21 protein-coding genes and 3 pseudogenes are annotated in these 23,961 nt (G+C 70.3%); 10 read left to right on the top strand and 14 right to left on the bottom strand.

Annotation, left to right across the window (positions count from 1 at the left end):
* Position 1: 1 nt before the first annotated feature.
* On the bottom strand, positions 2 to 2,083 hold the full coding sequence (locus HEK131_RS13790) for a SpoIIE family protein phosphatase (protein WP_244335310.1): 2,082 nt from the start codon (positions 2,081 to 2,083) through the stop codon (positions 2 to 4).
* Positions 2,084 to 2,390: 307 nt separating this feature from the next.
* On the opposite strand from HEK131_RS13790, the gene HEK131_RS13795 reads away from it, so the two are divergent.
* From HEK131_RS13795 to HEK131_RS13815, 5 genes are all read left to right on the top strand, one after another.
* A complete protein-coding gene (locus HEK131_RS13795; protein ID WP_217464195.1) occupies positions 2,391 to 3,272 on the top strand; it encodes a hypothetical protein in 882 nt (293 codons plus the stop codon).
* Positions 3,273 to 3,357: 85 nt separating this feature from the next.
* On the top strand, positions 3,358 to 3,732 hold the full coding sequence (locus tag HEK131_RS13800; protein ID WP_244335311.1) for a hypothetical protein: 375 nt from the start codon (positions 3,358 to 3,360) through the stop codon (positions 3,730 to 3,732).
* A gap of 91 nt (positions 3,733 to 3,823) precedes the next feature.
* Positions 3,824 to 4,033, top strand: coding sequence for a hypothetical protein (locus HEK131_RS13805; RefSeq protein ID WP_244335312.1), 210 nt, complete (start codon positions 3,824 to 3,826; stop codon positions 4,031 to 4,033).
* A gap of 62 nt (positions 4,034 to 4,095) precedes the next feature.
* A complete protein-coding gene (locus HEK131_RS13810) occupies positions 4,096 to 6,111 on the top strand; it encodes an NADPH-dependent 2,4-dienoyl-CoA reductase (RefSeq protein ID WP_244335314.1) in 2,016 nt (671 codons plus the stop codon).
* Positions 6,112 to 6,136: 25 nt separating this feature from the next.
* Positions 6,137 to 6,688, top strand: coding sequence for a PadR family transcriptional regulator (locus HEK131_RS13815; RefSeq protein ID WP_244335316.1), 552 nt, complete (start codon positions 6,137 to 6,139; stop codon positions 6,686 to 6,688).
* 12 nt (positions 6,689 to 6,700) lie between these two features.
* Here HEK131_RS13815 and HEK131_RS13820 read toward each other — a convergent pair whose 3' ends face one another.
* Together HEK131_RS13820 and HEK131_RS13825 are read right to left on the bottom strand one after the other, a co-directional pair.
* Entirely contained in the window at positions 6,701 to 7,246 is a 546-nt protein-coding gene (locus HEK131_RS13820; protein ID WP_244335318.1) for a hypothetical protein, read from the bottom strand.
* A 160-nt stretch (positions 7,247 to 7,406) separates the two neighbouring features.
* Positions 7,407 to 8,381, bottom strand: a complete 975-nt coding sequence (locus HEK131_RS13825) for a fibronectin type III domain-containing protein (protein ID WP_244335320.1) — start codon at positions 8,379 to 8,381, stop codon at positions 7,407 to 7,409.
* A 373-nt stretch (positions 8,382 to 8,754) separates the two neighbouring features.
* On the opposite strand from HEK131_RS13825, the gene HEK131_RS13830 reads away from it, so the two are divergent.
* Positions 8,755 to 9,456, top strand: a complete 702-nt coding sequence (locus HEK131_RS13830; protein ID WP_244335322.1) for a glycoside hydrolase family 75 protein — start codon at positions 8,755 to 8,757, stop codon at positions 9,454 to 9,456.
* A gap of 42 nt (positions 9,457 to 9,498) precedes the next feature.
* On the opposite strand, the gene HEK131_RS13835 is transcribed toward HEK131_RS13830, so the two are convergent.
* The 6 genes from HEK131_RS13835 to HEK131_RS13860 all read right to left on the bottom strand — a co-directional run bounded on the left by HEK131_RS13835 (position 9,499) and on the right by HEK131_RS13860 (position 14,884).
* A complete protein-coding gene (locus tag HEK131_RS13835; protein ID WP_217464203.1) occupies positions 9,499 to 9,909 on the bottom strand; it encodes a PTS-dependent dihydroxyacetone kinase phosphotransferase subunit DhaM in 411 nt (136 codons plus the stop codon).
* A complete protein-coding gene (dhaL, locus tag HEK131_RS13840) occupies positions 9,902 to 10,513 on the bottom strand; it encodes a dihydroxyacetone kinase subunit DhaL (protein ID WP_244335324.1) in 612 nt (203 codons plus the stop codon). The genes HEK131_RS13835 and dhaL overlap by 8 nt, the downstream gene beginning before the upstream one ends.
* 46 nt (positions 10,514 to 10,559) lie before the next feature.
* On the bottom strand, positions 10,560 to 11,552 hold the full coding sequence (gene dhaK / locus HEK131_RS13845) for a dihydroxyacetone kinase subunit DhaK (protein ID WP_244335326.1): 993 nt from the start codon (positions 11,550 to 11,552) through the stop codon (positions 10,560 to 10,562).
* A 1,175-nt stretch (positions 11,553 to 12,727) separates the two neighbouring features.
* Positions 12,728 to 13,507 (bottom strand): PIG-L deacetylase family protein, encoded by a 780-nt coding sequence (locus HEK131_RS13850; RefSeq protein ID WP_244335328.1) that lies wholly within the window; start codon positions 13,505 to 13,507, stop codon positions 12,728 to 12,730.
* 202 nt (positions 13,508 to 13,709) lie between these two features.
* Positions 13,710 to 14,255: a DUF4352 domain-containing protein gene (locus HEK131_RS13855; RefSeq protein WP_244335330.1), complete on the bottom strand. Its 546-nt coding sequence runs from the start codon at positions 14,253 to 14,255 to the stop codon at positions 13,710 to 13,712.
* A gap of 215 nt (positions 14,256 to 14,470) precedes the next feature.
* Positions 14,471 to 14,884, bottom strand: coding sequence for a hypothetical protein (locus HEK131_RS13860; protein ID WP_244335332.1), 414 nt, complete (start codon positions 14,882 to 14,884; stop codon positions 14,471 to 14,473).
* Between the two features lie 51 nt (positions 14,885 to 14,935).
* Here HEK131_RS13860 and HEK131_RS30130 point away from each other — a divergent pair.
* Both HEK131_RS30130 and HEK131_RS13875 read left to right on the top strand, forming a co-directional pair.
* A pseudogene (locus HEK131_RS30130) lies at positions 14,936 to 15,634 on the top strand (ATP-binding SpoIIE family protein phosphatase); the annotation flags it as partial.
* A gap of 186 nt (positions 15,635 to 15,820) precedes the next feature.
* Positions 15,821 to 16,579, top strand: coding sequence for a MerR family transcriptional regulator (locus tag HEK131_RS13875; protein WP_244335334.1), 759 nt, complete (start codon positions 15,821 to 15,823; stop codon positions 16,577 to 16,579).
* Between the two features lie 201 nt (positions 16,580 to 16,780).
* Here the strand turns inward: HEK131_RS13875 and HEK131_RS13880 are convergent.
* Positions 16,781 to 17,313, bottom strand: a pseudogene (locus HEK131_RS13880) (IS5 family transposase); the annotation flags it as partial.
* A 952-nt stretch (positions 17,314 to 18,265) separates the two neighbouring features.
* Here HEK131_RS13880 and HEK131_RS13885 point away from each other — a divergent pair.
* Complete coding sequence (locus HEK131_RS13885) at positions 18,266 to 19,099, top strand: serine hydrolase domain-containing protein (RefSeq protein WP_244335335.1); 834 nt, start codon at positions 18,266 to 18,268, stop codon at positions 19,097 to 19,099.
* Between the two features lie 8 nt (positions 19,100 to 19,107).
* On the opposite strand, the pseudogene HEK131_RS13890 reads toward HEK131_RS13885, so the two are convergent.
* Positions 19,108 to 19,907 (bottom strand): annotated as a pseudogene (locus HEK131_RS13890) (IS5 family transposase).
* Between the two features lie 308 nt (positions 19,908 to 20,215).
* Complete coding sequence (locus tag HEK131_RS13895; RefSeq protein WP_244335337.1) at positions 20,216 to 21,592, bottom strand: S41 family peptidase; 1,377 nt, start codon at positions 21,590 to 21,592, stop codon at positions 20,216 to 20,218.
* Between the two features lie 756 nt (positions 21,593 to 22,348).
* Between HEK131_RS13895 and HEK131_RS13900 the strand changes: the two genes are divergently transcribed.
* Positions 22,349 to 22,501 carry a hypothetical protein gene (locus tag HEK131_RS13900; protein ID WP_244335339.1) on the top strand — a complete coding sequence of 51 codons (153 nt, stop codon included), beginning with the start codon at positions 22,349 to 22,351 and terminating at the stop codon, positions 22,499 to 22,501.
* 26 nt (positions 22,502 to 22,527) lie between these two features.
* Here HEK131_RS13900 and HEK131_RS13905 read toward each other — a convergent pair whose 3' ends face one another.
* Both HEK131_RS13905 and HEK131_RS13910 read right to left on the bottom strand, forming a co-directional pair.
* Positions 22,528 to 23,487 (bottom strand): hypothetical protein, encoded by a 960-nt coding sequence (locus tag HEK131_RS13905; protein WP_244335340.1) that lies wholly within the window; start codon positions 23,485 to 23,487, stop codon positions 22,528 to 22,530.
* Positions 23,484 to 23,930: a hypothetical protein gene (locus HEK131_RS13910; protein ID WP_244335341.1), complete on the bottom strand. Its 447-nt coding sequence runs from the start codon at positions 23,928 to 23,930 to the stop codon at positions 23,484 to 23,486. The genes HEK131_RS13905 and HEK131_RS13910 overlap by 4 nt, the downstream gene beginning before the upstream one ends.
* Positions 23,931 to 23,961: the final 31 nt, after the last annotated feature.

The following is a 23,961-nucleotide window of genomic DNA, read 5'->3' on the forward strand; positions in this document are numbered from 1 at the left end:
CCTACGACAGCTCGCGGGCCCGGGCGATGAGCACAGCCACGTCGTCGTGGTTGTCGGGCTGGTACAGCGTGTCCAGGAGCCGCTCGCAGACCTCCTCCAGCGGGCGGTCCGGGGCGCCCGCCAGCAGGGACAACAGCCGCTCCAGCCGCTCGTCCAGCGAGTGGCTGCGGGTCTCCACCAGACCGTCGGTGTACAGCACCAGCTCGTCACCGGGCTCGAAGTCGACGGTCACGGTGGAGAACCCCACCCCGCCCACCCCCAGCGGCACCCCCGTCGGCAGGTCCAGCAGCTCCAGCTCCCGGCCCGGACGTATCCGGACCGGCGGCAGGTGCCCGGCGTTGGCGATCAGGCACCGGCGCTGTCGGGGGTCGTGGACGGCGTACACACAGGTGGCGATGGAGTGCTCCGTCGCCGCCGTGGCCTTGTCCAACTGCTGCAGCAGCAGTGACGGGTCGAGGTCGAGCGAGGCCAGCGTGGTGGTGGCGGTGCGCAGCAGGCCCATCGTGGCGGCCGCGCTGATGCCGCTGCCCATCACGTCGCCGACGACCAGAGCGGTCTTGTCGCCGTCCAGCGGGATGACGTCGAACCAGTCACCGCCGACCTCGCTGGTCGACCCCGCGGGCTGGTAGCGGGACGCGACCTCCAGCCCCGCCGTCACCGGCGGATGGCTCGGCAGCAGGCTGCGCTGGAGGGTCAGCGCGGTGCTGCGGGCGTTCTGGTACCAGCGCGCGTTGTCGATCTGCACCGCCGCCCGCGCCGCCAGCTCCCGCGCCAGCAGCACGTCGTCCTCGTCGAAAGGCGCCGGATTCCGGGTCCGCTTCAGGTCCAGCGCGCCCAGCACCTCCCCGCGCGCGATCAACGGCACCGCCAGATACGAGTGCAGGCCCGCCCGGCTCAGCATCACCGCGGCCTCCGGGGAGCGGGCGATGCGCGGCAGGTCCTCGTCCTTCACCCGGGACACGAGCACCGCCTCGGCCGTCCGCACGCACTCGGTGACCAGACGGTCCGGGCCGTACCAGGCGATCCCGCCGGGCCTGTCCGCCGCCTGTACGGCGTCGCCGCCGTCGTCCGGGCGTATCGCGAGGGCCCGGATCACGGCGGGCTCGGACGGACCGAGCGTGCTGCGCCTGCCCTCCACCACCGCGTCCAGCAGATCGACGGCGGCCACGTCGGCCAGCGCCGGCACGGCGACCTCGGCCAGCTCGCACGCGGTGCGCTCCAGCTCCAGCGTCGTACCGATACGGGCCGAGGCGTCCGCGATCAGGGCGAGCCTGCGCCGCGCGTTCTCCGCCTCCACCGCCGCCCGGTGCTGCTCGGTGATGTCGACCAGCGACAGGGCGATGCCGAGCACATTGCCCAGGGTGTCGTCCAGGCGGTACAGGGACAGCGACCAGGTGTGCCCGGCGTCCGGGTCGGCCGGGGTACGACCCACCACCATCCGGTCGATCACCGGGACCCCGGTGGCCAGCACCTCCCGCAGCGCCTCCTCGATCACGTCGGCGTCCAGCAGCGGCAGCACCTCGCGCAGCATGCGCCCCTCGTGCCGCTCGGCCGGGACCCCGCTGAGCCGCTCCAGCGCCGGGTTGACCGACACGAACCGCAGCGCCGTGTCCAGGACGGCCAGCCCGATGGGGGACTGGTGCACCATCCGCTCGGAGAGCGCCACGTCGTGTTCCAGCCGCCGTACCGTCGACTGGTCGGCGGCCAGGCCCAGCGCGTAGACGTCGCCCCGCTCGTCCAGCAGGCGCATGTTGCGGAATTCGACCAGTCGGGTGGTGCCGTCCTTGCGGCGGATGGGGAAGCCGCCCGCCCAGCTCTGCCCGGTCCGCATCACGTCCTCGAACAGCTCACCCACCAGCTCGATGTGCCGTTCGTGCACCATCAGCCGGGCCGCGTACCGGCCGAGCGCCTCCCCGGCGGTGTAACCGAACAGCTCCTCGGCCTGGGGGCTCCACAGCACGATGCGGCCCCGGTCGTCCAGCACCACGGAGGCCACGCCCAGCATGTCGAGCAGGCCGCCGGGCCGCACCGGGCCGCGCTCGGGCTCGCCGTTCCCGGCCGCCTGAGTCTCGGCTGCACTCATGCCACGCACCGCCTTCGCCCGTCCGCACGGCACGCCGTCCCCCGTGCCGACTCCCCTTGTCGTACCGCGCTCACACCTGCCTCGCCGAGGCCGTGGTCCTCCGCGGCCTCAGCGTCCACCATCTCTCACTCCGGCCTCCCGCGTACTCCCCGGCCGCCGCACCCGTGCGACGCGTGCGGCGCCCGTCGCCCACTGAGCCGGGAGAGTTCACCGCCATCTTCCTTGGTTGGTCTGTACATGCCTACCTGGGCGGGCCAGACTGTGCGCCGACCGAGTGTCCCCACCCCCCTCACCGAGGAGTCGGCCCATGCCCGCCCCTGCCCGAGAACGCCGCCGCGCGTTACTCGCCGGACTCGTCACCCTCGCCACCGCCGCCGTCGTATCCCTGGGCTCCGCCGCCCCCGCCTCGGCGGCGGACGTCTGGACCGAGACCGGTTCCGACCGCGCCGACCCGCTGACCGAGAGCCAGGGCCTGACCTCCGTGGAGGTCCCGGCCAACAGCCCCAACCGCTACACCGGCATCGGCACCATCCCGGTCGGCGTCTCCAGCCGGGGCTGGAACCACGTCGGCGACCCCGACGCCTCGTACAACGGCTACTACATCGAGCCCTACCAGCGGGACTCGGGCAACTCCAAGATGTACCGGGTGCAGGCGCCCGGCGGTGCCTGGTCGGAGTACGTGCACACGCTCGCCCCCGGCGAGGCCATGAACAACTCCTGGTCCGCCATCTCGCCCGACGGGCAGTGGATGCTCTCCGGCGAGTGGGGCACCATGAACCGCCTGCTGGTCTTCCCCACCCCCGGCGTCAACGCGGCCACCTCGCCTTCGGCCGACCTGAAGCTGGCCTCGAACGTCACCCTGGACCACCCCGTACGCGATGTGCAGGGCTGCGACTTCTCCGGGCCCACCACGCTGCTCTGCTCCTCCGACGACCCGGAGGGCACGCTGTTCGGCATGACCAAGCCGCTCCTCCAGATCGACCTGTCGGCGGCGCCGAACGGCACCTCGAACGTCTCCGGTCATGTGACGGCCCTGCGCCAGTTGCCGCTGCGCAGCTCCTGCTCGGGCAGCTTCGAGACCGAGGGCATCGACTACGACCGGCGCAGCGGTGTCCTGCGGGTGATCGTCGTCTCGCCAGGGTTCTGTGTGATCACGGACAGCAAGACGTACAAGTTCACCCGGAGCTGACTTCCCGGGTCCGCCGACTTCCAGGGGGATGGCCGGCGTGGGCCGGGGTACCCGACCAGCGCGCACGGCCAGGAAAGGAGCGGACATGACGAATACGGAGGCATCGCACCCGGAAACCGTCTCGGTGGAGATCAGCGGGTGTTCGCCGGACGACGCACGTGTGGTCTTCGATGTGCTGAGCACCTGCTTCGCGTCGGACCGTGACGCGGGCGAGACCCCGCAGCAGCAGGACGAGACTCGCCCCATGGTGTGGCTCGGTACGTACGACATCGCGGAGTCCCACACCGGGACGTGCCCGCCGGCCAAGCTCAGCTCGTCCGTCCAGGCGGATGTGCAGGGCGGGTACTGGGCGGTCAACCGGTTCCGGGAGGCGCTGGACGAGATGTTCACCGTCCAGGAGACCGTCAAGGCCTCCGGCGACCAGGAGCGGGAACTCCACCTGCTGCTGGGCAGCCGCTGACCGAACCCCCCCTTGTACGAGGTGCCTCGGCCGACCCCCGTCGGTCGGGGCGCTCTGCTGTGTGGGCCCGGCCCACGTGGCTTCCGCCCATGTGCCCGCCACCTCTGTGCCCACCGCCCATGTGGCCAAGGCCCATGTGCCCACCGCCCATGTGGCCAAGGCCCATGTGTCCACCGCCCATGTGGCCAAGGCCCATGTGCCCACCGCCTATGTGGCCAAGGCCCACGTGCCCTCGGCCCACGTGCACCACGCCCATGTACCCCCAGCCCATGTGCCCTCCGTCCCACCCTTATGCAACTAGTTGCAAAAAGGTGAGCGCTTGCTCTACAAACAAGAGGCGACCACACCCCCACGGAGGGCCCGATGAGCCGTTACCCGCACCTGTTGTCCCCGCTCGACCTGGGATTCACCACCCTGCCCAACCGCGTCCTGATGGGCTCCATGCACGTGGGCCTGGAGGAGGCCGAGCGCGGCTTCGAGCGGATGGCGGCCTTCTACGCGGCCCGCGCCCGAGGGGGAGTGGGCCTCATCGTCACCGGCGGCATCGCCCCCAACGACGAGGGGCGCCCCTACGAGGGCGGCGCCAAGCTCACCACCGACGCCGAGGCGGAGCAGCACCGCGTCGTCACCGACGCCGTCCACGGCGAGGGCGGCCGCATCGCGCTGCAGATCCTGCACTTCGGCCGCTACGCCTACCACCGCGACCTGGTCGCCCCGAGCGCGCTCCAGGCGCCGATCAGCCCCTTCGTCCCCCGCGAGCTGACCGACGCCGACATCGAGCGGACCATCGAGGACTACGTCCGCACCGCCCGCCTCGCCCGCCAGGCCGGGTACGACGGCGTGGAGATCATGGGCTCCGAGGGCTACCTCATCAACGAGTTCATCGCCTCCGGCACCAACCAGCGCACCGACCGCTGGGGCGGCTCGTACGAGAACCGGATGCGCTTCCCGGTCGAGATCGTCCGCCGGGTACGCGAGGCCGTCGGCGAGGACTTCATCATCGTCTACCGGCTCTCGATGCTGGACCTCGTGCCCGGCGGCTCCTCGCTGCCCGAGGTCATCACCCTCGCCAAGGCCGTCGAGGCGGCCGGCGCGACCATCATCAACACCGGCATCGGCTGGCACGAGGCCCGTATCCCGACCATCGCCACCTCCGTGCCGCGCGGCGCCTACACCTGGGTCACCAAGAAGCTCATGGGCGAGGTGTCCGTGCCGCTGGTGACCACCAACCGCATCAACACCCCGGAACTCGCGGAGGAGTTGCTCGCGGACGGCCGCGCCGACATGGTGTCGATGGCCCGCCCGATGCTCGCCGACCCCGACTTCGTCGCCAAGGCCGCCGAGGGCCGGTCCGAGGCCATCAACACCTGCATCGGCTGCAACCAGGCGTGCCTGGACCACACCTTCAGCGGCAAGATCACCTCCTGCCTGGTCAATCCCCGCGCCTGCCACGAGACCGAGCTCGTGCTCACCCCGACCCGGCTGCGCAAGCGCGTCGCCGTCGTCGGTGCCGGACCCGCCGGCCTGGCCTGCGCGGTCTCCGCCGCCGAACGCGGCCACCAGGTCACCCTGTTCGACGCCGCGAGCGAGATCGGCGGCCAGCTCAACGTGGCCCGCAAGGTCCCCGGCAAGCAGGAGTTCGACGAGACCCTGCGCTACTTCCGCCACCAGCTCGACGCCCATGGCGTCGACGTACGCCTGGACACCTGGATCACCCCCGGCGACCTCACCGGGTTCGACGAGGTCGTCGTCGCCACCGGCGTCACCCCGCGCACCCCCGAGATCCCCGGCATCGACCACCCGCGGGTCGTCGGCTACCTCGACGTGCTGCGGGACGGCGCCCCCGTCGGCGACAGGGTCGCCGTGCTCGGCGCGGGCGGCATCGGCTTCGACGTGGCCGAGTTCCTCACCGACAGCGGTGACAAGGCCAGCGAGGACCCCGAGACCTACTTCCGCGCCTGGGGCGTCGACACCGGCTACGCGGCCCCCGGCGGCCTCGCCGCGCCCAGCCGCCCGGTGACCCCGCGCTCCGTCCACCTCCTCCAGCGCAAGGCGAGCAAGGTCGGCGCCGGACTCGGCAAGACCACCGGCTGGATCCACCGCACCGAGCTGAAGCACCGGGGCGTCACGATGGTCCCCGGCGTGCGCTACGACCGGATCGACGACGCCGGACTCCACATCACCGTGGGCGAGGAGAGCCGCGTCCTGGAGGTCGACACCGTCGTCCTGTGCACCGGCCAGGAGTCGCGCCGCGACCTGTACGACGAGCTGATCGCGGCCGGACACAGCGCCCATCTGATCGGTGGCGCCGACGTGGCGGCCGAGCTCGACGCCAAGCGGGCCATCAAGCAGGGCACCGAGCTCGCGGCGTCCTTCTAGGCCCTAGCGTCCCTAGGATGACCCCATGTCACTCCCGCACGCCATCCTCACCGCCCTGCTGGAGAAGCCGTCCTCGGGTCTGGAACTGACCCGGCGGTTCGACAAGTCGATCGGCTACTTCTGGTCGGCGACCCACCAGCAGATCTACCGCGAGCTGGGGAAGCTGGAGGGCGAGGGGTTCATCCGCGCGCTGGCGTCCACACAGCCGGCCCGTGGGCAGAAGAAGAGTTACGAGGTTCTGCCCGCGGGCCGCGCCGAGCTGGCCCGCTGGACCGCCGTGCCCCAGGACCCCAAGCCGATGCGGGACGCGATGCTACTCAGGCTGCGCGCGGCGGCAGTGGTCGGCACGGAGGGCCTGGCCGCCGACATGCGCCGCCATCTGGACCTGCATCAAAGCCAGTTGGCCGAGTACCGGGAGATCGAGAAGCGCGACTTCCCACCCGGCCGGGACTCCCCGCAGGACCGGCTGCGCCATCTGGTCCTGCGGGCCGGGATCGACCTGGAGACCTTCTGGGCCCAGTGGCTCACCGAGGCGCTGAAGGAGCTCCCGGAACCGCCCGGTGAGCCGGAGCACTGATGCGGTCCCCACTCAGTACCGCCGGTGGGATCGCGGCCGGCGGCGCAGGAACCAGGCGCCCGTGATGACCGCCGACCCCACCAGCGCAGCGCCCACCCCCAGGGTGAGCGCGCCGTAGTCGCGGGCGGAGCCGCCCAGACCGCCCAGCACGCCCCGGGAGGGCGCGGGCCTGACCGCGGCGCTGGCCGCGGCGGTCGGGGTGGACGCCGCGGACACGATGACGACCTGGGTGCCCGCCGACACGCCGTTGGAGCACACCACCATCACCGTGTACGTCCCCGGCGCCACCCCCGACCAGGCGGCCGACTGACTGACCGTCGTCCCCGACAGCGCCACCTGCCGCCCCTGGGCGAAGCTCGTCCGCCCGCTGCTCAGCAGCGAGGCGGTGCCCCAACTGCCGTTGTTCTGGGCGCAGGCGCTGGTCACGACCGACACGTTGGCGCCCGAGGTGCTGACGGAGATGCCGGACACGGCTGCGGACGGCCCGGCGAGCACGAGCGGCAGCGCGAGGGCGGCCAAGGGTGCGGCGGAACGGGAGATGATTCGGGAGTAGCGCATGGGCTCGCCTCCGGCGGCACGGTGGCGGTACGTCCCATGCGCCGCCGGGGTCGGGAACATCCGTGCTGCCCCAGAAGCAGCCAACGCGGCCCCGTGAGGCGCCGCATGCGCAGGGCGTCCGCACAGGTGAAGCACTGCGCCGTCCGGGCGTTCGCCGCCGTCAGCGGCCCGTCGTGACCGTCCGTTCCGCCGAGAAGCCGCCCCAGGTGCCGTCGGGCAGCCGGGCCCGCAGGCGTACCCGGTGGACCTCCCCGGCCTCCCGCCCGGCGTACAGGCTGTGGTGCGCCCGGCCGCGCGGCGGCGTGCCGCCCCACACGAGGGAACTGTCCGTGCCCCCGTCCAGCCGGATCTGGTACTCGGTCATCACTCCGTCCACCTCCGGCGGGTCCCAGGCGAGATCGAGGTAGTACGACCCGGCGGAGCGGCGCGAGGTCACCGTGAAGCCGGTCGGCGCGGTGCCCCGGCGCTCGCCGGTGCCCGGCGTGGTGAGACGGACCGGTGCGCTCACGGGCGAGAGGTTGCCCGCCGCGTCCTGGGCCCGGACGGTGAACGTGTAGCGGGTGCCGGGGCGCAGTCCGGTGACCACGGTCGCCGTCTGGCCCCCGCCCACGCCGTGGATCTTCACCCCGTCCTGCTGGACGGCGTACGACCGTACGCCCCGGTCGTCGTGCGCGGCCGCCCAGGAGAGCTGGACCGCGCGGCCGTCCACCACGCGTCCGGTCACGTGCTCGGGGCGGCTCGGCGCCGAGTGGTCCGCCGCCACCGAAGCGGGTGTCCGGGCCCGCGCCTCACGGCTCGGCGGCCCGAGCCGCCCGTCCGCGCTCCGGGCCCGTACGGTGAAGACATACGGGGTGGACGGCTTGAGCCTGGTGACATCCACCATGTGCTGCGCAGCCGGTACTTCGCTGACTTTCGTGGTGCCCCGATATACCTCGTAGGTGTGGACGCCTGATCCGGCCGCGTTCCACATCACATGGATGCTGGTGGCGCTCCCCGCGTCGGCGGTGACCCCGGTCGGCGCCCCAGGAGCCGGGCCGGCGTCGGCCCCGCTGTCGGCAGGACCGCAGGAGAGGGCCAGGAGAAGGACCGCGCAGACCGGCACCCGGCGGCCGGGGCGGAGGGGAACACGTCGCACGGCGCTGCCTCCCGGAGGCCCGGCGGCAAAGGTCCGGACCAATATGGCGCCCGCGAGGCTCTCGTGGCAAGGGGGTCGCGGTGGTGGAAGCGTCCGGGCGTTACGTATGCTGTGGTCTTCCTGAGGCGTGAACTGCCCCGAGACGGGGTCGAGTTCATGCCCGTGGCGCGGAAACGCTGTCGTCGCCGAACCCGCGCCGACGCGGGCGGCCGGGGGGCGGGCCTTCGCCGGTCCGGCCCTCCGGACCCCCGTGAACTGCTCCATCCGGCCGCAGAACATGCCCCGTCCGGCCTCATGACGGCAACCGTGCGCCCTTCGCGCCACCCGCGTGGGTGATGGTGTCTGAAATGTCCCCAACGGGAGGTTCTCCAGCGTGCGTGTTCCGTCGCTGACGCCGGTCCTGGCCGGTGCCGTCCTGCTCGCCCCGGCGCTGCCGCCCGCCGCCGCTGCCGTACCCCTCGGCGAACGGCCGGCGGCCCGCCGAGAGACACCGGTGACCGCGGCCGAACTACGGGCCAGGACGCGCGACTGCGCACAGGTCTCCCACGGCCGCTACCGCGAGGACGCGGGAGGCCCCGCCAAGATCCCGGTGTGCGGCACCCGCGACGCCGTGTTCTGGAAGGCGGACCTGGACATCGACTGCGACGGCCGGCCCGGCACCCGCTGCAACCGCCGCACCGACCCCTACTTCTCCCCGGCCACCGCCTTCCCGCAGTCCGACGGCCGCCCGCTCGACGCCGAGCGGCTGCCCTACATCGTGATCCCGCCCACCAGCGCCATCTGGGACCACAGTGCCCACGGCGTCCGGGGCGGTTCCGTGGCCGCCGTGCTCTACCGCGACCGGGTGACATACGCGGTCGTCGGCGACACCGGTCCCCGCGACCTCATCGGCGAAGCCTCCTACGCCGCCGCCCGCGCCCTCGGCATCGACCCCGACCCGCGCGACGGCGGCACCCCGTCCGGCGTCACGTACATCGTCTTCCGTGACGCGCGGGCGCGTCCCATCGAGGACCACGGGGACGCGGTGGCCAAGGGGGAGGAACTGGCCAGGAAGTTCGTCGGACGCACAGGCTGACGGTGTGCGGGCCGGCCCCCGTGATGGGAGCCGGCCCGGCGCTCACACCTTGCGGTAGGCATACGCCTCCGTCGCGGCGGCCACCACCGCGTCCAGATCGGCACCCGTGGCCGCCGTCACCACGGCGGCCACCGCGCCCTCGACGAACGGCGCGTCCACCAGACGGGTGGCGTCGGGGAGTTCGTCGCCCTCGGCGAGCAGCGCCTTCACCGTCAGCACCGCGCTGCCCAGGTCGGTGAGTACCGCGACCCCCGCGCCCTGGTCCACGGCGGCGGCCGCCGCGGATATCAGCTCCGCGCTGGTGCCGAAACCGCCGCCCTCCGTACCGCCCGCCGCGGCGACCGGTACGGCCGTGGCACCGCCTGCCAGGGCCTTCGCCAGTCCGGCCACCGACTCGGCGACCTCGGCGCTGTGCGACACCAGCACGATCCCGACCCGCTGTTCCTCACTCATCGGAAGCTCCTTCCGCGGCCGTCACGAGCGCCGCGATCAGCAGGGCGGACGAGGTGGCACCGGGGTCCTGATGACCGATGCTGCGCTCCCCGAGATAGCTCGCCCGGCCCTTGCGGGCCTGCATCGGGGTCGTCTCCACCGCACCGGACTCGGCGGCCCGGCGCGCGGCGTCGAAGCCGTCGCCGAGCGCGTCCACGGCCGGGATCAGCGCGTCCAGCATCGTCTTGTCGCCGGGCGCGGCCCCGCCGAGCGCCGTCACCCCGTCCACCCCGGCCCGCAACGCCTCCGCCAACTGCGCCTCACTGACCTCGGGCGCCTCCCCGAGCGCCTTCCCGGCCCGGCGCAGCAGCGTGCCGTACAGCGGTCCGGACGCGCCGCCGACCGTGGAGATGAGCCGGCGCCCGGCAAGCGTCAGCACGGCACCCGGAGTGTCCGGCGCCTCCTTCTCCAGGGTGGCGAGCACGGCCGTGAAACCGCGCTGCATGTTGCTGCCGTGGTCGGCGTCGCCGATGGCCGAGTCGAGAGCGGTGAGCCGCTGCGCCTCCCGGTCCACGGACGCGGCGGCAGCCGTGATCCAACGGCGGAAGAAGTCGGCGTCGAGCACTGGATCTCCTTGGCTGGTAGGGATGTTGACCACTGCCTCCGCCGTATCACATACCCCAGCGCAGTGCGGGGGTCCGCACCGGCGCGTCCCACAGCCGCAGGAGTTCCTCGTCGACCTGGCACAGCGTGACGGAGGCGCCCGCCATGTCGAGGGAGGTGACGTAGTTGCCGACGAGCGTGCGGGCGACGGCCACACCCCGCTCCGCCAGCACCCGCTGCACCTCGGCGTTGAAGCCGAACAGCTCCAGCAGCGGAGTGGCCCCCATGCCGTTGACCAGGACCAGCACCGGGCCACGCGGCGGCATGTCCTCCAGGATGGCGTTCACCGCGAAGTCCGCGATCTCCCCGGAGGTCATCATCGGGCGCCGCTCCCGCCCCGGCTCACCGTGGATGCCGATGCCCAACTCCAGCTCGCCGGGCGGAAGATCGAAGGTGGGGGAGCCCTTGGCCGGGGTGGTGACGGCGCTCAGGGCCACGCCGAAGCTCCGCGAGCTGTCGTTGACCTGGCGGCCGATGGCCTCCACTCGCTCCAACGGCTGCCCCTCGGCCGCCGCCGCGCCCGCGATCTTCTCCACGAACAGGGTCGCACCGGTGCCGCGCCGGCCGGCGGTGAAGAGGCTGTCGGTGACCGCGACATCGTCGTTGACGAGGACCTTGCCGATCTGGATGCCCTCGTCCTCGGCGAGTTCGGCGGCCATGTCGAAGTTGAGCACGTCGCCGGTGTAGTTCTTCACGATGAACAGCACCCCGGCCCCGCTGTCCACGGCGGCCGCGGCCCGCGCCATCTGGTCCGGCACCGGCGAGGTGAACACCTCTCCCGGACAGGCCGCCGCGAGCATGCCCGGCCCGACGAACCCGCCGTGCAGCGGCTCATGCCCCGACCCGCCCCCGGAGACGAGCCCCACCTGCCCGGCCACGGGCGCGTCCCGGCGGACGATCACCCGGTTTTCCACGTCCACGTTCAGATCCGGATACGCGGCAGCCATCCCCCGCAGCGCATCCGCCACCACGGTCTCGGGGACGTTGATCAACATCTTCATCGGTGTCTCCTGGTGAGGCTAGCAGGCGGGCCTCTGAGCAGCGTCTTCGCTGGTCAGATTGGGTGAGCTCGCTTTTTGATCTTGGTGGTCCTTGGTGGCCTGAGGCGGGCTCCGGCGGTCCTGATGCTGACTTCGTGCTGACTTTCGTGATGGGTCGTCAGGTGTCGGTGGGTGGTCCGTGACGTCGGGATCGCAGTACTACTGTCGGCAGTATCGACCTTGCGGCTGCGAAGGTCACGTGGAGGGGGACAGGTGCTTGTGCTCGCTCCGCTTGTCTCCGTCGTGCGTGGGGCAGGGTCAGCTCAAGCATCGCGTGGTGTCTCCTGCTGCGCTCGACCTGCAGGGGATTCGAGAAGCGCGGGCCGTGCAGTGAGTGCGCCGATCCGACAGAATCGCTCTCTGCCCCAGTAAACTCCGCATCGGCCATTTGGGTGATCTTGGCGGTGAGTGCGTGGGCGCTATGCGGAAAATGGCCGGTGTGGCGGGCCTTGTTACGAAAAAGCCGGTTTCATTGGAAGTTCTAAAAATAGGTCCCCAGTCCGAGTAAAGCGGCAGCTCACGGGGCCTGCTCCCCGCGTAGGGGCCCCGGCAGGGAAGGAGCTGAAGAAGCATCACCGAACCTGCTCCCCATCCATGCGACCAGCACCGCAGCGTAGTGCGATGCAGGTCAACCAACCCCGTTACGAGCCCCGCATAAGGGACGAGCGGGGCCACCGGCCGGTCGTCTTGCTGAAGGGAAGTGGTTCTGCTGCTCGCGCGGATAGCCTTCTCACGTCCGGCCCACCGACACCAGCGACGGGCCATGAGGTTGGTTCGGGTGCCAGAGCAGGAGACAGTCAGCCTGATTCACCGCGACATTCCCGGTCAAGAGTAGATCCTGGCCCCGGCGGCCATCCTGCCCCCCCCGCTCATTCGCTCAGCTTGGCTGCACAGTGGTACTCGGCGGCCGCTGGCTCGCACCAGCCCCGCTTCGGCCGCCCGGTCCACGCCTGCCCTCGCCCCGGCGCCCTCCTGGCGTCTGCAAGCTGAGCCAGCCTCGCTCTCCGACGACCAGGCGGCCGCCGGTGTGCGCATCGGCCCTGCAGCCCGGTGGATGCGCGTCGTCTGCTCGGCGACCAGGGACGGTGACCATCATCCCTTCTCTGCAGGGGGCTGTAGAGAAGGGCGGGGCTCGGTCAGGCCATGAGTCGGCGCGTATCGCCCGGCGAGGGGCCGGGGGAGAGCCGGGTGAAGCACTCGGTGCGGATGATCTCGGTGCGTTCGGCTTCGGGCAGGCGGGCGAGCAGGCCGGGCAGGGACCGCTCACGGGCGACTTCTCCGCGGTGCGCGAGGATCGCGGACCATTTCACTGTGGCCCACGGTGAGACGTCGACGGTTGTGGTCACGTACGCGTCCGGTACCGCGAGGAGCGTCTTGCCCACGCTCTGAAGGAGCGGGCCGAGACGTCCGAGGCCGGATTCGGCGTGCGTGGCCGTGTACAGGGCGGCCGGTTGCCAGGGCTCGCCGGCGGCGGGATACAGGTGCGGCAAGCCGGCGGCCTCGACGGCGAGGAGGGTGATCTGATGGGCGCGCCGGTGGTCCGGGTGCCCGGTGAGCTGGCCTAGGGCGTCGTGGCCGATCACGATGTCGGGCCGGACCTCGCGGATGTGCGCGACCAGGCGGCCGACGGCCTCGTCCAGGGGCGCGTCGATGAGGCGTACGGCTCCGTCGGGTGCCGAGGTGGGGTTGCGGGCGTCGGCGTAGCCGAGCAGTCGTGGTGTGCCGGCGCCCAGGATGGCGAGGGCGTTGGTGAGTTCGGTGGCTCGGTGGCTGTTCGCCGTCCAGGTGGCGGTGACGACCGCGGTGCGTGCGTCGGCTGCGGCGTGCTGGGCTAGGACGCCGCCCGCGAGAAGGGATTCGTCGTCCGGGTGGGCGAAGACTCCGAGCAGACAAGGCACGGCGGATGCTCGTTTCATGAGGGCCTCCACGGCTCCGAACTCGACGCTTGACCCAGTTTGACGTTCAGGACGGGATTCGGAGAGAGCGTGACGACGCTCGACCACGCTGGTGGGATGTTGCCGCCGCAGATCCAGCGCGGGGCAGGCCGAGAGCTCTCTGTGTGACGGTGAGGCGGGCGCCCGCGGTGCGGATTGCCGCTCACGGGCGCCCCCCTTCCTTCTATGCCTTGGGGACAGACCACTCGACGGGTTCGGCGCCATCGGGCTCGTAGACGACTCGCTCGGGCCGCTTCTTGCTGGACACGGGGAACGTAACGAGGCCGGCGGCACAGCGTCCGGGCTTCACGGTTTTGCCCATCGGGTACTCCGGCTTGGGCATGTCTCCGCCGGTACTGCCTGTGATCTCGACGCTGGTGCCGTCCTCGTAGGCCAGGGACCAGACGGTCTGATCGACGGTGATGTCTGCGCCGCTGACGTTGCACACCTTGACGCTCGCGGTTGCCCAGGTGTCTCCGCCCTGGAAGTCCTCGGGCTTCTGCGGCTGCGGTCCCTTGTAGGGCTGCTGGTATTCCACGGCCTGGACGGTGGTGTGGACGTTGTTCTCGACGTCGTCGATGGCCTTCTTCGCGCCCATCCTGAGGACGCCGTCGTTCGGGCCGGCGGCGGTCTCAGCGTTCGGCGATGCGGTCACCGTCCTGGTGATGGTGATCCGCGGTGCGGGCTGCCCGCTGCTGCCACAGGCGGTTGCGGTGGCTGCGATGAGCAACACTGCGCACGCTGCTGTACGACTTCTCATGGTCCCCCCATGATCGTTCTGGTGCTGAGGGAGCATCATCCGCTACTGCTGAACCTTGCGCGAATGCCGTCGCTATACCGTGACTTCCTAGGACCTGTCCGGCCGTTCATGGGGCCACGAGAAGAACGTGCCGCTGTGCTTCCTCTGACCTCGCCGACCGCTGAATCCCACTTACGGGACACCTCTCAGGGAGCTCGTGTGACGCGGAGCTGACGGACGTCTCCGACGCCGTTGCAGGCGTTTTTGCCGCTCTTGTAGAGCTCCTGGATGGCAGCTCGAACGTGAAGAGCTCGGGCTTGACCGAGGACACCGGCCATCACCTCGGCCTGATGGTGATCGACTACGAAGCTGTCGTGCTGGCCAAGAAGATCTTCCACGTTCTTCTTGATCCTCTTGATCCACTGCGTCTTGCGTTCCTGCTCCTCGTCCTCGAACGTGTCGATAAGCGTGTCGCTGCGGGCTGGCGGGACGCAGGCCCGGCGCCATTCGACCTGGGCCAGACTTGCTGCCTCTCCGAAGAGCCAGAGACCATCCTTGTGTCGGCTGAAGTGGACGAGATGGCAGGCGACCTGGTGATGCGCTCGGTTGCGTACCTCCACCGTCCACGATCCTGCCCGCACGGCCCTGCCCACGCGTTCGGCGAAGCCCTTCTGGGCGGGACCGCGGAGGTGCTGCGGGTGCCGCCGGGCGCGCCGATCGGCGTGGGCGGGGTGGACTTCGAGGCGGTCGAGCTGGACGCGCCCGCCGGAGCCACGCTGCTGCTGTACACCGACGGCCTGGTGGAGTCCCGGCTGCGGGACGTGTGGACGGGCATAGAGCAGTTGCGGGAGCGGCTGACCGCGACCGCGCAACTGACCGGCCCCGACCACCCGCCGCCGCTGGAAGCCCTGTGCGACGAGGTGCTGGACATGCTCGGCCCGGGCGACCGGGACGACGACATCGCCCTGCTCGCGGCCCGCTTCGAGGGGATCGCGTCCAGCGATGTGAAGTGCTGGTCGCTGGACGCGGAGGACGCGGCGCCGGGCAAGGCACGCCGGCTGGCCCGTGCGGCGCTGGCCGACTGGGGCCTGGAGGAGCTGACGGACTCGGTGGAGCTGCTGGTCAGCGAGGTGGTCACCAACGCGGTGCGCTACACCACGCGTCCGGTGACGCTGCGGCTGCTGCGCACGGACGTGCTGCGCTGCGAGGTCGGTGACGACGTGCCGCAGTTGCCCCGGCTGTGCCAGGCGAGAGCCACCGACGAGGGCGGCCGCGGCCTGTACCTGGTCAACAAGCTGGCCCGGCGCTGGGGCGCGACCCGGCTGAGCGTCGGCAAAGTAACTTGGTTCGAGGTTGATCGGCGTGTCTAAGCGGCAGTGTCGGCTAGGCCGTGTTTTGAAAATTGCTGGTGTGCTGGGTGGGGCCGTCGGGGAAAGTCACGGGCCGTCATCCAGATCGTGAGGGTGCGGGCTTGCGGTTGCCGCTGCGGCAGCTTCTACCGTCCTTAACAGGGCCGGAGAAGTCGGCCCTGTGACGCGATCGTGAGGGAGAGGGCGATGGACTGGCCTATTGCGGAGGTCGCTCGGATGTCGGGTGTGACCGCCCGGACCTTGCGGCACTACGACGAGGTCGGCCTGCTGCCGCCCGCCCGGATCGGGGCGAACGGCCACCGCTACTACGGGGAGCACCAGCTGCTGCGGCTGCAGCAGATTCTCGTACTGCGGGCACTGGGCGTGGGGCTTGTCGAGGTCGGCCGGATCCTGGCCGAGCAGGTCGACGAGGTGGACGCCCTGCGCGGCCACCACCGGTGGCTGCTCGCCGAGCGTGACCGGCTCGACGCCCTGGCCGGCACCGTCTCCCGCACGATCGCCGAACTGGAACAGTCCAGGAAGGACGGCAATCCCATGACCATCAACCGACCGGAGAACCTGTTCGAGGGCATCCAGCCCTCCCAGTACCAGGAGAGCCTGCGCGACTTCCCCGAGCACGCCCAGGAAGTCGCCCGCTCGGTCGCCGCAATGACCCCGCAGGACATCGAGGCCGGACAGCGCGAGCGCACGACACAGATGATCCTGCTGGCCGACCTGATGGCCGCTGGCCACCCGGCCGACGCCGCGCCCGTGCAGGCCCAGATCGACGCCCAGTACCAGGCCATGACCGAACTGCGGCCCGTATCCGCCGAGGAGTACCGCACCATCGGACGCTCCTGCGTGGACAACAGCGCCTGGCGCGCCGCGTACGAGGCGATCGCACCGGGCCTGGCCGTCTACCAGCGCGACGCCATCGAGGCGTACGCCACAACCCGGCTCAGCTGACTGCTCTCCGGGCTGTCCCGCGAGACCAGCCCGGAGATTCGTTGGTTCGTCGCACCAACAGGCTCACCTCGCCCGGCCTATCAGTTGTCGAGCGAGGTGAGCCTGTCATCGTCACCATCGAACCCAGGTCGATTGAGTGCCTCCCAACGAGCGAAGTGATCGCTGCGGGCACCCGCGAAAGGGGATAGAACGCACGCCAGGTCAGAGCCATTCGTTGATAGCTGCGATGAGGATCGTCGCCTCGAAGCGGACCGCAAGTTTGTCGAACCGGGTCGCCACCGCCCGGTTCCGTTTCAGCCGGTTGATGCCGCACTCAACCGCGTGCCGGGCCTTGTAGTCCTCGCGGTCGAAGGCCGGAGGCCGCCCGCCAGCCGTTCCCCGGCGCTTGCGGTGGCCGGCCTGATCGGCAGGTTCCGGGATCGTGCAGAGGATCCCGCGCCCACGTAGGTATGCACGGTTCGCGCGCGACGAATACGCCTTGTCGCCCCGCACCCTGCTGTGATCAGCAGCGATAACGGCCTCTGCCCTTGCTCGCAGGCCAGGTGAATCTTCGTCGTCCAGCCCCCGCGAGACCGGCCCAGACCATGGTCGTCGGGTTCTGACCGCTTGCCGCCAGGCGGCGCCTGCTGGGCTCGGCTGTCCCGCCGGGCACCGGCCGCGTGCTGATGGGCCCGGCAGATGGTGGAGTCGACGTTCACGTCCCAAGTGATCAAACCGGCCGCATCCGCACGGGCCTGCAGCCCAGTCAAAACTGCCGACCAGTTCGGGAGCTCCGGCACCGGCCGCCTCCCGGCTGCCGTCCAAGAGCAGAGAGCTGAATTGGAATCTATGTCGCCCCAGCATCACCCGCAGGGAGAGACGTACCTGGGTACGCCCTCGCGTTCGCCGGCACTTGGCGTACTTCTCTCGCCCGCAGGCCCCGCAGGTCGTCCTGGCCCCACCTGCTGCAACGGTCCTGGTCCGACGTGACGGATCTGCGGGTGACCGAGGCACCGGTTCCTTCAACTGCCGCCCGATGGAAGGCCCGTGCCGCGAGTGTCGCCGCGGCAGCCCTCAACGCGTCGGTTCCCGGCAGCCTGGCCGAGAGGACCGTGGTGATTGCCGCCGGTGGCAACGAATACAAGGCGTCAGTTTTTTGGGTGCCTCAAGCGTCTACACACAGCCGAGGTCGACATCTCGCACGGGCTGCTCGCACGCTTCGTTCGCGCACCTCCTCGCCCGCCGCCATGTCAGATTGATGGAACGGAGACTGGTAGCTCTCCGCGGTACCGCCCTCGAGGCACCGGGAGCCCCTTCTCGGGAGCTGGCTACGAGCCGGATGAGAGAGCTGCCTTCCCAGCCATTTGCGACTGCCGCCCCACAACGCGCCCCCCGCCGCCCCGCTCCTCATGAACGAGAGGAACTCCTCCCCGTGGACGACACTGCCCTGGACGGTGCCCCCGCGCAGCGCCCCTTACTGGTCTTCGATGGAGACTGCGGCTTCTGCCAGGCCGCGATTCAGCAAATCCACGTTCGCGCCCGACCCCAGATGCCCGCCGCCCCCTGGCAGTCTCTCCCCGAACCTCTGATACGGACCCACCTTCCGCGCTTGGACAGGGAAGTCCTCCTGCTCGACGGAGGGACAGTGTTCTGCGGCGGTGCTGTTGCTCTCGCTCGCTTCCCCGTCCCCTCCGCTGAAAGCCTCCTATGCGCCCCATCGCCACCTGCATCCTCAGCAGCAGCCAAGCCCCCCAAGCCCTGCATGGACATGATCTTGACGCATACGTCCAGATCGGGTCTCTGAGTAAGACACTCACCGGAACCGCGCTGGCCCAGCTGGCCGCGCGCGGTGTGCTCCAACTGGATACCCCACTGGAGCAGTTCCTGCCCGTTCCGAGGGGAACCGGCATCACCTTGAGGCATCTTGCCCAGCACACTTCCGGCCTGCCACGGCTCCCCCCGCAGGTGAAACGGCGCGACCCGTACGCCGCCTTCGACGATGCCGCCCTGCATGCCGTGCTCCAGAGACTGGACGCTTTCACCACCGCTGCCCCGGGCCAAACCGAGGAATACTCCAACCTCGGATACGCCATCCTCGGAGCCGCGCTGACTTCCGCCGCAGGAATGTCCTACCAAGACCTTCTGGATCTTTACGTCCTTGCCCCTCTGGACATCACCGATATAACGAGCGCTCCGCCGCCGGACAGGTGCCTCCACAGCCGCAGGCTGTTCGGCCGCCCACGTCGTCCTTGGACCATGACAGGCGCTATCCTGCCCGCAGGCGGGCTCTGGGCCACCCCGCGGGCCACCGCTCACTTGGTGACCAAGCTCCTCGTAGAACAGGAACTGGGGGAGCCCGCCTTGTCCTGGCAGAGAGCCGGCACCGTGCTCTGGCACAACGGTGCCACCGGTGACGCCTCCGTTTTCGCCGGTGCCACGCCGGACGGCAGATGGGTACTGGTCCACCGCCTCACCGGACAAGCCGACCGTACCGACGAACTGGGCATCGAACTCCTGCAGCAGGCCACACCAAGTCCTTAGAGGTCGTTTCATTTGGTGAGGCGGCGGTGGCAGATGAGGGCTGCGGCTATGCCGACGAAGGCGAGGAAGTGTTCAGCCTTGCGCTCGTATCGGCGATGGAGCCGATGGCAGCCTGCGAGCCATGACACGGTCCTCTCGACGACCCACCTGTGGTGGCCTAGCCGCTGCGAGGACTCGATGCCCTTGCGTGCGATGCGGTGGCGGATGCCGCGTTTGCGAAGCCAGCGGCGCGGATGGTCGTAGTCCTAGCCCTTGACTCCGTGGAGCTTGCCGGGGCGCCGTCGGCGAGGTCCTCGCCGGGACCGGATCGGTGGGATGCCCCGCACGAGCGGTTCAAGGCCGAGACTGTCGTGCATGTTCGCGCCGGAAACGCCCAGCGAGAGCGGCAGTCCGTTCCGGTCGGTAATCAAGTGGATTCTCGATCCAGGCTTGCCACGGTCGGTCGGATTCGGTCCCGTCAGAGGCCCCCTTTTGCAGCCCGCATGCTGACGGAGTCGATCGCGCAGCGCGACCAGTCCAGTTCCCCGCGAGCGCCGAGTTCGTCGAGGACGACGCGGTGGAGCCGGGCCCAGACCCGGGCCCGGCTCCACTGAGCGAAGCGCCGGTAGACCGTCTGCCAGCTCGGGCCGAACACCGGCGGCAGCTGCCGCCAGGTGCAGCCCGAGGTCGCCACGAAAATGATCGCGGCCAATGCTTCGCGGTCACCCGCCCGACGCCGGCCACCACCCTGCGGACGTATGACCTCCGTCGGCGGTACCACCCGCCGGAACAGCACCCACAACTCGTCCGGCACCAAACGCTCAATCAGGTCCGTCACGCACGGTTCAAGGAACGATCACGCCATAAGAAACGACCTCTTAGGACGCAGGCCCGTCTCGTCCGAGAGGTAGGGGGTCTGGCCGATCCCGGTCCGGCAGAGGCGGAGGCCGTCGGCTTCGACGGCTTCGAGAGCTCTGGGCGGGTGAAGACCTGCGATGGCCCAGTCGTCATCTCGACTGGGACCCCAGTACTGGTGGGCTCGCGTATTCAACTGTCGCGAGTTGTCGGTGCTGCTGAGCGTGGTGGTGACTTTCCGTGATCAGCAGCGGGTTGTCCCCCAGTCCCGCTGCTCCTGCGTCAGCTTGTGGTGCCGCCGTAGTTCTGCAGGACGTTCAGAGCCCCGTCGAAGGCCGAGTCTCTCTTCTTGTCGAACTCGTCCTTGGTAAAGACCGGCTCGGTGAGGTGCGGAGGAATGCCTGTGCCGTCGAAGGTCCTGCCCGAGCGGGTCAGGAACTCCTCGTTCGGCAGCCAGGCCGACATGCCGTTGGGGAGCTTGCGCTGCATGACGTCCGAGAAGACGCCCTGTGTGGGCTGCCCGATCCGGACCGTCTTGCCGGGCCGGTCCATGAGGGCTTGGGTGAAGGTCTCCCCCGCGCTGACGGTCGAGCCGCCGGTCAGCACGGCGACCGGCCCGGTGTAACGGGGGCCTTGGGCAGGCGTGACATACGCGGGCTGGGGGCGGGTGTGCCGGGTGGGGTCGGCGGGGTCGTTGCGGGCCCGCTTGGAGTAGGCGACGTAGGGGGTGTCGGTGAGGCGCTCGGCGATATGGATTCCCAGGGAGTCGGAGCCGCCGCCATTGATCCGCAGGTCGATGACCAGGCCCTTCAGGCGCTGGGTGCGCTCCTGGCTGAGGACCGTATCCAGCGCCCTGTCGAGCTCGGCCAACTGGGCTGCGTAGGGGGCGCCATCGCCCGCGTATCCGCCGAAGCCGGAGATCCGCAGATAGCCCTGTCCACCGGGGAGGTCGGCGTAGGTGATCCGCCCGTTGGCGAAGTCCTGCAGGTTCCGGGCGTCCTTGAGGTCGTGCGCCACGATGAACTTCTTGACCTTGGTGTCCAACTCCTGGGTGGGCACGACGGTGCCGGGGCGGACCTGCGCGAAGACGCGGTCGCCGTCCTGAACGGCGACGTGGGAGTCGTAGAGCGGCTTGACCATCTCGCTGAACACGGCGTAGAGCTCGTCCCTGGTCGTCTTCGCGTGCACCTTGGGCCGGTATTGGTCGCGTACGGCGTGCCAGTCGATGCCCTTGGCGGCAAAGAAGGGGTAGTTCTCCTCGAAGGACCGCCAGAAGACGTCAAAGGCAGCGAGCTGCCCCTTGGGGGCCGGACGCATGCAGGCGTCGGGCAACTCCGGGATCCGGCGCAGGTTCCGCTCGCCGACGGAGCCGTCCACCCGCATGGACCCGCGGTCGCGGCCTCCTTGGGCACGCACAGTGAGGACGGTGCCGTCGGGCGTGGTGTAGGTGCCGGGGCCGGTCCGCTGCGCGGAGTCGCCCTTGAGGCAGCTGACGGCGGTGGTCTGGTACTCCTGGAAGGATCCGTTCCGGATTAACAGCACTGTGCCGTAGCCGTCCATGCGCCAGATTCCGTCGGTGGTCGGCTGGTGAGCGGTGGCGGCCGGCGCGGCTTGGCCGGCGAAGGCCAGTGCGACGGCGGTGACAGTGACAATGCGCACGATCTTGCCTTCTCTGTAGGCGACTTGCTCGGGACAGCCCCACGCTCGCTGACACGGTGTTCTCCCGGCCATCCGGCTGTCCGGTTGACCGGGGTGGGGCCAGCCCCCACCCACTACCGGCAGTACTCGGGGGCCATCCCATTGAGGGACCGACCAGCGCGGACCATGCCGCGCTGCTGGTGGACTCTCGTGTTCAGCTGCCACCAGTTCCCCGTGGAACCCAGCCTGCTGGTGCCCGTGTGTGATTTCCAGCGGCGTATCGGCTCCACGTCCCTCCGGTCTCGTTGAGCAGGCGGGTGGTGGTCTTGTCGTGGTAGCCGAGAGTGTCCGCAACGACGGGAGCCGGGCGACGGCCTCCGGGTGCTCGTGCCACTGCGCGCACCACGGACGTGTGGTGCTGATGACGCTGGCCTTCTTGCGCTGGACGTCCCGCAGGGCGGCGTCCAGTTGCTTCGGCTCGTAGGAGAGCGCCAGCGTGCGCCGGACCCCGCCGGTGAACAGGAGCTGGTGTAGGAAACCGGGCGACGTTTAGAGTAGGCGCATCGGTGCTCTGGCGGCGTGAGCGCACTCCCTGTACGACAGTCGACCTGGCGATGATGCGACGATGTGCGTATTCGTGCGTCCTGTCGGTTATGCGCGTCCGCAGTGGGCCACAACCTCACCAGGGATCGTCCCAGTCGATGCGACGCGTTCGTGTCGAGACCGTGCTCGTCGGGGGTCAAGTTGGCACGTCCGTTTGCCGCGTTGGGGCACGCCGTGGCCGGTGTGGTCCATATCGCCGCCGGTTTCGGTGACTACATGGCGGCGCAGAAGAAACCGTTCGTCGATCAGTCCCTGAAAACCCGTGGCGACCAGCGCATCAAGGAGGGCATGGGCCGGTTGGAGAAGGCGGTGCAGAGCCTGCGCTGACGCGGGGCCGTCCTGTCCGCCCGCGCTCAGGACGGCCCGGCCTCCGCATCGGTGAACACGGGTTCGGCACGGTCCGAACCCCGCCACAGATATGAGGTGAGCTGACGGCCCGCGGTCTGTTCGTCGCGCGGGTCGCGGGGCAACGGCCAGCGCAACTGTCGGTACAGCGCTGGCCGGTGCAGATCGAACATCGTCTCGATCATCTCGGCGAAGAACCTCGCGCGCACGGGAAGGCCGCCGAAGAGTGCCGCCGCGCAGACCACGATGCCGATCGGAGCCGCCAAGGGTGCCCATGGCGACAGCACGCACAGCAGCACGGCCCAGATCATCGCAGTGACGGTCCGCTCCAGCTCGGCGCCGGCTCTGCCGACGTCCTGCCGAGCGTGGTCGGGCAGTACCTGCCACAGCGGCGGCCACAGGGCCACGGCATCGAGTCCGTACTTGTCGCGCACGCGCCGCTCGGCCGCCCGCAGGATGTTGCCCGCCTTCGTGGGCATGAACCACTCGGCGGCCGAGGGGCGTGACCGGCGGCGCCGTTCCAACCGCCCGTACTCCTCCAACTCCCTCGGGGTCGGGCGACTGGCGGGGCCTGCGGAACCGACCGTCACCACTCGGGGGTGAAGGTCCTGCCAACGGGCCTTGTCCCGCTCGGCCCGGCGCACGTGCCGTGCCGTCAACAGCCTGCGCACGGGCCATCCCCAGCGGGGCCAGTACCCTTCCAGAACCCGCAGCACCGGCCGTGCCGCCTGCTGCACGAGCAGTGCGGATCCTCCCACCGTCAGCAGTCCGGCCAGCAGGATTCCGCCCTGGGCGACGGGCGTCTGGTGGTCGAGCGCCTTGGCGGCGTCCCGCAGAGGGGCCAGGCTGTGCCGCCCGGCGAGCCAGGTCGCCCCGGCCGTCAGCCAGAACGCCAGCGCCTGCACGGACAGTTGGGCCCAGGAAGCGGCGAGCCGCCCGGCGACCGCCGAGTGGAACGCACCTGTCACCGCCGCCCTTCCTCCGGTTCCACCGGCACGCTGTGCGTCGGGCACTCCGGCACCGGTGAGCCGACCTGTTCGCGGTACCAGGTGTAGTCGTTCCCCTGGGGGCAGTCGAAGCGCTCGGCCTCGATGGGCCCGACGTCGCCCGCGGCGGAGGGCGGCGGCCCGTCGCCGCCCCTGCTCCCCTTGCTCGGGCGTACGTAGACAGGCCGGAAACGCGGCGAGTCCTCGAGCAGCGCTTCGGTGAACGACCGCGTCGCCGGGTCGGCGAACAGCGCCTCGCGCAGCCGCTCGACGGCCTCGGACGCGGCGACCGGGTCCCGCGGCATGCCGGCCAGCGCGTCCGCCAGCCGGGCGTCCAGCGGCGGCGCGGCGACGGGACCGACCAACTCGGCGAGGTAGGGGCGGATCGAGCGGGCGGCCTCAAGCACTCCGTGTGGCGATTCCATACGGGTCGCTCCTCCTGGGGTCCGGCCCGTG

The organism is Streptomyces seoulensis (genome assembly GCF_022846655.1).
In the GTDB taxonomy this organism is placed as follows: Bacteria; Actinomycetota; Actinomycetes; order Streptomycetales; family Streptomycetaceae; genus Streptomyces.